1 protein-coding gene is annotated in these 1,692 nt (G+C 30.5%); it reads left to right on the plus strand.

Translation table 11 applies throughout. From position 1 onward, the window contains the following. Positions 1-1,692 (plus strand): site-specific DNA-methyltransferase (locus KVT37_RS31480; protein WP_217578911.1); only part of this gene is annotated, 1,692 nt, incomplete at both ends.

Below are 1,692 nucleotides of genomic sequence, written 5' to 3' on the forward strand. Positions count from 1 at the left end.
GTCTAAAATTGAAAATGTAAAAAAGAATTCGCCAAGAATATTGAATATGGATTCAAGGGAGGTTACATCTGAGGATATTCCCGATAATAGTGTTGACTTAGTCGTAACTTCACCACCTTATGCAAATAGCTATGATTATTATTTATATCATAAATTAAGAATGACGTGGCTTGGCTATGATTTTGTTGAGGTAAAAGAAGCAGAGATTGGTTCAAGGAATGAACACTCAAGCAGGAAAAAGTCGGTTCAGACCTATATTGATAAGATGATTCCAGTTATGAAGAATGTTGCTAGGGTATTGAAACCAAATAAATTAGCTTATTTTTTCATAGGTGACTCTATCATTTCCGGAGAATACATAAATATGAAAGATGTATTCATTGAATTAGGAAATTTAACTGGATTAAGGTTTGTAGACGGTACCTCATATTCTATGGAGAGGGTTTCTCGATATTTCCAAGAGAAGAAGTTTACAACTAATAGGAATAAACAGGATAAAAAACAATGGGTGTTAATATTTGAGCCGGAAGTTACTAAAGAGAATAAAATAGGTAGAGTAGAAGCAAGTGCTATTGCTACGGAAAAAGAAGTTGATTTGTTTTCGCATATTGAAGATAAAGATGTTATTTCAATTAAATCAAATGATAATGCACGACATGTGCATTCAATTGGTAAATATCCTTCTAAATTTATTCCAGACATTCCACATTGGGCTATTAAGAAATTTTCAAAAGAAGGGGACTTAATTTTGGATCCTTTTATGGGGTCTGGTACTACTGCAGTAGAATCAATGCAATTGGGGAGAAATGTAATAGGAACAGATATTTCTCCATACGCTGCTTTATTAACGAGAGCAAAGACTACTAGAGTAGATACAAAAATAATAGATGAATCATATAGAATGTTTGAAACATTTTTAAAAGAAGCAGCAAATTTTAAATCCACAGATAGATTAATTTTTGATAAAGATGATTTTTGGTTTAATGTTAATCATTTAAGTGAATTTGAAACAATTAGGAAGTTTATTGTTGAAGAAATTCCTTTTGAATTAAGAGATTTTTATTTGAGTGTTATTTCGATGGCGATTAAAAAATTTAGTTATTTGGATGAAGCACAACTTAAAGTTAAAAGGGATGCTAAAAAAGTACTTCAAGGCACAAAATCACCTAGAGAAATTATTCTTTCTACATTAATGAAAAATGTAAATAGATTGAAAGAATTTAACTCCTTAATTTATTCAAATCAAGCCGAACCAAGAGTTTTTAATATGAGCGCAGATAAGGCTTATCCTAATATTTTAAGTGAAAATACTGTGGATTTAATTGTAACTTCACCGCCATATATTAACGCTATGAATTATCCAATGACTAGCAGGTATGAAAACCTTTTATTACGATTGGTTGAAGTAGAAGATAACATACACCATCAGACAAAGTATTTTGGTACGGAGAGAGTTTATGCTGAGCAATATAGAGAATTACATCAATTTAAATTAAAATATAAGTGGTGTGATGAACTGAATAAATTATTAGCGAAAATATATGAAAGTGAACCTAAAAGAAGTTATATAACATACGAATTCTTTTTGAATATGTATAACACTTTCTCTTCAACATATAGAGTTTTAAAGCCGGGTGGCAGATATGTAGTAGTAGCAGGAACTAATACAATTAGACAAGTTCCTATTGATAC

It is taken from the genome of Mesorhizobium sp. GbtcB19 (assembly GCF_019091085.1).
Taxonomy (GTDB): domain Bacteria; phylum Pseudomonadota; class Alphaproteobacteria; order Rhizobiales; family Rhizobiaceae; genus Mesorhizobium.